Here is a 5,166-nt window from a genome sequence, read left to right as displayed (position 1 = left end):
ATCATAATAAACCTTTAATCCCAAACAAAAGTAATTCCAAAGATTATCGACAGTTATAGAAACTATATCTGGAATTAAATTTTTAGAATTACTATTAGAAGGACGATTAGCAAACGTAGAATAATTTGCAATTACAAATTTATCACATAGACTTATTAAATTACGAGACCACATCAAAAGAGTATTAGTATATTCATAAAAAGAACGACGCAAATAATAAATATCATCATCTACATCACAAATCAAATCTATATCATGTGAAATACGATCTATATCAATATTAACTTCACAAGAATCTACTAAATAAAAATCAAAACTACCAGATTTGAAATTATTTATAGCATTATGGAGATCATAATATAATGAATTAATAGCACCAATAACTAAACGAGAAAGATTAGCTTTAACATAAAGTTCATAGAAATAAATAGACTTATCAATATTATCAGAATCCATTGAAGCTATAAATTTTTCAAATTCAACTAAATTTGACATTAATTACAACCTCCACAACAAGAAGCGATAAGTAATAAAATCAAAAATACCATCCACAACTTTAATATATAAGCACACTTCATTCAACATACTCCTCATAAACAACAAAAACATGAACCTTCATTGAATTCTTATCAGTAAGTTTAAAGTATTCAGATGCATTTAATTCAACACCATCATTAAACTTAACAGTAACGTTACAATAATCACTAAAGAACAAGCCCATCAACATATTGACATCAAAAACTTTATAATCAACCGAATCCACACGAAGATCATTAACTTGATATAAACTATCAACAGGACGTACAACTAAAAACTTAACCATATTTTTATCAACATTGAGATTGTTATATGCATTACGGACTTGATCATTAACGAACTTAATTACATCATAATTTTTACTATTAAAAGTATCAGGAACATGAACAGAAAGCACAGAATCATTTTCATATGTAAACACAGAATTACCGGAAACGATATGATTTAATAAACGATTACAATTTACAAGATTACGATAAACACTTCCATATCCAATCAAAGCGACTACTACAGACAAAAGATAAACTACAAGATAAAAATACTCAGGGTATTTAAAAATAAAATTTAACACCTTTCGGGCAGGGTTCACCTGCCCTTTGTCTGGAGTGCTATTTCCAGACATACAAATTATTTTTACACATTATTTGAGATTATTTATAAATAAGACTAAAATTGAGTAAAAATAATTATTTTTAATTTTATAAGTTTTTAAAGCTTTCATTATCCTCAATATCAATCATTTCCACCACTCTCCTTCTATATTTTTCTACTATTTCATCCTTATCAGATTTAATGCTATTTAATATCCTAGATTCAGATTTGTCTCTATTTCTTCTCTCTTCGTTATAAGCATAAACATCCCCCAATGCTTTATCAAAACTTAAGTTGAATGTTCTGCATATTCTTATTATTAATTCCAGACTCACTTCATCATATCTACCTTCCAACAAGCAATTTATTTCTTTTTTAAATTTCTCTATGTTGTTCTCATCTTTATACAGTAATCTGGCTAGCTTTTCAACGCTTATTTCGTAAGACTTTAAAATTCTTAAAACCGTGCTTCTCACATCAGGATTAACAATCAATTTTCCAACACCCATTAATTTTCAACCCTAGATAATTGAATTTAGTTCTCGTACTAGATCGGGATTATTTTCAATGATTTTTTGTGTCATATCCACCAACTTCCCATCCATAACAGCATTCTCTAAGGTCTCTAATTTCTTATGTTGATTTGCCACTATCTTCTCAGAGAAATTTGCCAAAGCTTCTACAAATTGACTTGAATTTTTGGTATTTTTAGCGAGGTAAGGAATTACAACCTTGTCAATTACATTCTTCATACTCAGTTCTCCTTATTTTTTATTTAATTTAAAATCTTAATATCAAAATTTCAATGCCGCCTCTGCAAACTTAATTTTTTAAAATTTAAAACATATATTTTATATAAAAATTTTGAGCACGCAAGAAGATGAGAATCAGCTTGCGTGCTCTTCAATTCGAGAAAAATTTTGATAATCAATTTAATTATGCTGTGAAGTCTGCTCGTGCAACTGACGCCGCATTCCCTAAAACAAATCCAACCGTTTCATACGTTCTAAGCTCTACATGCGGCTCGAAATTCTCAACCACAGTCTTAGCATCTTGAGTCATATAAAACTTACCAGTATAATCCTCATCGCTGAAGAAGTAAATGGTGTTTGTTGGGACGAATGTGGATTGCCATTTTCGTGTAGGAATCCACTCGAGTCCGGCAATCTTCAAAGTATCCATCTTCCCCTGCATCAAATCCAAAGAGTAGTTACCACCGGCTTCATCACGGCCCCATCCATAAATTTCAGCCATCGTTATGTAGTTAACAATTGCCCTGGTAGATTCGATGAAGTATGGGGTAGCGCGGGTGATCACTGCTGCTCTTTGCACATTCTTACGCGTAACACCACCAGAGAACTCCTTCCACTGTACAACGCCGGTGAAAGGAACTACGGCGTTAGCGGCGCCACCTAGAGCAGTATTTACCATAGCGAAGAAGGCTGCATCCTCCCTAGTCCCCAGCTCTTCTACGAATCTATCCCCCAAAATCTTTTGTACTGGAGCTTCCCAAGTCATAACCTGATTAACGTCAAACCTCAATGCTGGACTCCAAACATGATTGATGTAAACCCTATAACGCCTTCCCTTTAGGAACCATTGCACAGGTTGAGATAGCAATGGAGCGGTGATGGCTGCTGGCGAATCGGGTTCCAAATCAACCACCACAGACGGAACCTGGCTATCAACTTCCCTATCCAGATCAGCTTGAGTAATTGTCTGTGGGCTGAAAATCTTACGAGTTAAAACAACGTCAGGCATTCTCAATCGAGTATATTTAGTATTTGCAGCAGCGATCTTATCAGTCCTGCCTGACAATACATTTGCAACAAACTGTTCATTTATTTGAGATGCTGTATAATCCATTTCACTTTCTCCGTTTATATTTAGACTTTTAAATACAAATTTTTATTAAGCTGTCTTAGGATGGAAATAAGTGTAGAAAGTCAATACACTCTTCCTGAACACATTCTGCCCAGCCGATCCCGTTGTACCCACAAAGAAATTGATACCTTCACCAACTTGAGCATAGCTTACGATTCCACAAACCCAGCTGGAATGCATAGCAGCTCCAGCCGTTGTAAGTAGTCCATTGGCTGTAGCAGTTAATACACTATTTACATTATATGTCTGGGCAGTGTCATATTCTGTGGTTTGGCATTCATACCCAGCCAATCCCACCAGCACGTGCCTCATTCCTTCAGGCAATCCAGTATAAAACAAATCGCTACTTTGCCATCCCTGGCCTACTGTATTTTCGGGTAGGATAATCATTGGTACTTCAGACCCAGTTCCCGGCCCAGCAGTCCATAATCCATTACTATCCAACTTCCCTACCCTACCTACTTTAGCATTACTCTCGCTTGCTGAATGTACTCGTACACTCTTTGTTAATGCATAAAGAGGATGAAATCCTCTAATGACATCGATCCAATTATCAACTACGGACGGCATCGCTTTATTCTCTCCTGTTAGTTTTTAATTTTCAAATTTAAAATAGCTCTCGAATGAATTCTTTTGTAGCATCATCATCATCTTTCTTGCTATTCCAACCAGCCCTCTTTTCATTGGAACCATTTGCTATCAGTCCACCGAAATTATCTGATACAAGGCTGTTTGAATAGCCAGCAATCTTTTCATTAGAATAGAACAGCTCCAAAGCTTCCTTATGATTTAAAAGCTTTTCAAGTATATCTTCTTTCTGACTCTCTGCGATTTTCCCATTTTTGCTTAGCAAATCACAAAGCTTATTTGCTCTCAAAAGAATTTCATCATCGTTTTGTACGTATTCAGCAACTTTATAATTCATCCCATCAAGCATTGAAATCGTTGTATCAACCTTTTTAATTAAGTCGTTTATATTCATATTTTTAAACCTTCAAACTCCTCATTTATTACAAATTATAATTAGCTTACCAATTCTTTCAAATATTCTTTCACTATGTTCTTTAGAATTGCATCTGCCTTCTTACCCAAGTTCTTGTTCTTCATCCTGGCGATCTTTATCTCAGATGCAATCTTTGTGGCTGCCATCTTGCTTACTTTTCCAACCGCCATCTTTTCTAATTGCTCAGGAGATATATTCATTTCTTCTAATGCAGCCGCAAAAGCCTCAACTCCATCACCCTCTAACGACTTTTCCAACTCAGACAATTCATATTCAGATGTCTTCTCTATTTCTTCATCCGTCTCATAACTTCCCTCATCATTTTCTTCTTCTTCTCCATGCATGTTTTCTTCGTTTTCACTATCATTCTTCACTTTCTTCTTATCTGATTTTTTGCTTCCGTTTGTAAAGTTATATTCTGATGTCTTTTCCTCTCCTACATCACTTTCCTCTTCATTTCTCCCCTTTACATTTTCATTAACCTCAGACTCTGTTTCAGATAATAGCTGATCCACCATTTCGTCTACAGCAGACACAATCCCTTCTGTGTCTTTTCCTGCCAGATCCGACATCTCATCACTTCCTTCTCCCTCCTCTTCCTTTTCACCAACATCTTCTCCTTTCGATTCCAGGTCACTTCCAGAAGTATCCTGTTCGTCTTCTGTTTCTTCATCTTTAGTTTCTTCCACGGCCTCTTCAGCAACCTTTAGGATTGAAGTTAACATGATAGAAGCCAAAGCATTCCTGTCATTTACGTCTAAATCATACTTCTCAGCAAACTTTAAAATCGAACTGCTTTCTAACCCAGAAAGTTTATCCTTCAACTCCACCAACCCATTCCTGATATCGTTTAGATTCTGCTTTAAAATCTTTAAATTCTTTGACATCGTTTCAACATTCTCGCTTCGCTCTTTATCAAAGGAAGCCTTCTTTTTATTATCATAATTAATCATCTTTTCAACCAACACATCAGTATCCATACTGATCTCTTCTTTCTCGTCTTCGATTTTATTCAGAATATTTTCTATGAGTTCTAAATTTGGCATATCTTAGTCCTCTTTTAATTAGCAAATTCCTTATTTAAACTTTTAATTCAAATCTGTTGAATTAAATAAAATGACCAAATTGCAAGGCGTATCTTTATTTTTCAA

The 5,166-nt window shown here is 34.8% G+C and carries 8 protein-coding genes; all 8 read right to left on the bottom strand.

Going from position 1 to position 5,166, the window contains the following annotated elements:
* A partial coding sequence (locus ABIL69_11635; GenBank protein MEO0124640.1) for a hypothetical protein occupies positions 1 to 495 on the bottom strand: 495 nt, incomplete at its 3' end.
* A 79-nt stretch (positions 496 to 574) separates the two neighbouring features.
* On the bottom strand, positions 575 to 1,159 hold the full coding sequence (locus ABIL69_11630) for a hypothetical protein (protein MEO0124639.1): 585 nt from the start codon (positions 1,157 to 1,159) through the stop codon (positions 575 to 577).
* A gap of 76 nt (positions 1,160 to 1,235) precedes the next feature.
* Positions 1,236 to 1,637: a hypothetical protein gene (locus tag ABIL69_11625; GenBank protein ID MEO0124638.1), complete on the bottom strand. Its 402-nt coding sequence runs from the start codon at positions 1,635 to 1,637 to the stop codon at positions 1,236 to 1,238.
* A gap of 12 nt (positions 1,638 to 1,649) precedes the next feature.
* Positions 1,650 to 1,880: a hypothetical protein gene (locus ABIL69_11620; GenBank protein ID MEO0124637.1), complete on the bottom strand. Its 231-nt coding sequence runs from the start codon at positions 1,878 to 1,880 to the stop codon at positions 1,650 to 1,652.
* A gap of 184 nt (positions 1,881 to 2,064) precedes the next feature.
* A complete protein-coding gene (locus tag ABIL69_11615) occupies positions 2,065 to 2,994 on the bottom strand; it encodes a hypothetical protein (GenBank protein ID MEO0124636.1) in 930 nt (309 codons plus the stop codon).
* A 45-nt stretch (positions 2,995 to 3,039) separates the two neighbouring features.
* On the bottom strand, positions 3,040 to 3,582 hold the full coding sequence (locus ABIL69_11610; GenBank protein ID MEO0124635.1) for a hypothetical protein: 543 nt from the start codon (positions 3,580 to 3,582) through the stop codon (positions 3,040 to 3,042).
* 37 nt (positions 3,583 to 3,619) lie between these two features.
* Entirely contained in the window at positions 3,620 to 3,994 is a 375-nt protein-coding gene (locus tag ABIL69_11605; GenBank protein MEO0124634.1) for a hypothetical protein, read from the bottom strand.
* Between the two features lie 41 nt (positions 3,995 to 4,035).
* On the bottom strand, positions 4,036 to 5,061 hold the full coding sequence (locus ABIL69_11600; protein MEO0124633.1) for a hypothetical protein: 1,026 nt from the start codon (positions 5,059 to 5,061) through the stop codon (positions 4,036 to 4,038).
* Positions 5,062 to 5,166 lie beyond the last annotated feature (105 nt).

The sequence above is a fragment of the candidate division WOR-3 bacterium genome (assembly GCA_039802005.1).
GTDB lineage: Bacteria > Hydrothermota > Tepidihabitantia > SM23-42 > JAOAFX01 > JAOAFX01.
This window is presented reverse-complemented; position numbering and strand designations above follow the sequence as displayed.

Coding starts and splice junctions, on each gene's coding strand:
- ABIL69_11615 (MEO0124636.1), bottom strand. CDS start 2,994: ATGGATTATACAGCATCTCAAATAAATGAACAGTTTGTTGCAAATGTA.
- ABIL69_11600 (MEO0124633.1), bottom strand. CDS start 5,061: ATGCCAAATTTAGAACTCATAGAAAATATTCTGAATAAAATCGAAGAC.
- ABIL69_11610 (MEO0124635.1), bottom strand. CDS start 3,582: ATGCCGTCCGTAGTTGATAATTGGATCGATGTCATTAGAGGATTTCAT.
- ABIL69_11625 (MEO0124638.1), bottom strand. CDS start 1,637: ATGGGTGTTGGAAAATTGATTGTTAATCCTGATGTGAGAAGCACGGTT.
- ABIL69_11620 (MEO0124637.1), bottom strand. CDS start 1,880: ATGAAGAATGTAATTGACAAGGTTGTAATTCCTTACCTCGCTAAAAAT.
- ABIL69_11605 (MEO0124634.1), bottom strand. CDS start 3,994: ATGAATATAAACGACTTAATTAAAAAGGTTGATACAACGATTTCAATG.
- ABIL69_11630 (MEO0124639.1), bottom strand. CDS start 1,159: ATGTCTGGAAATAGCACTCCAGACAAAGGGCAGGTGAACCCTGCCCGA.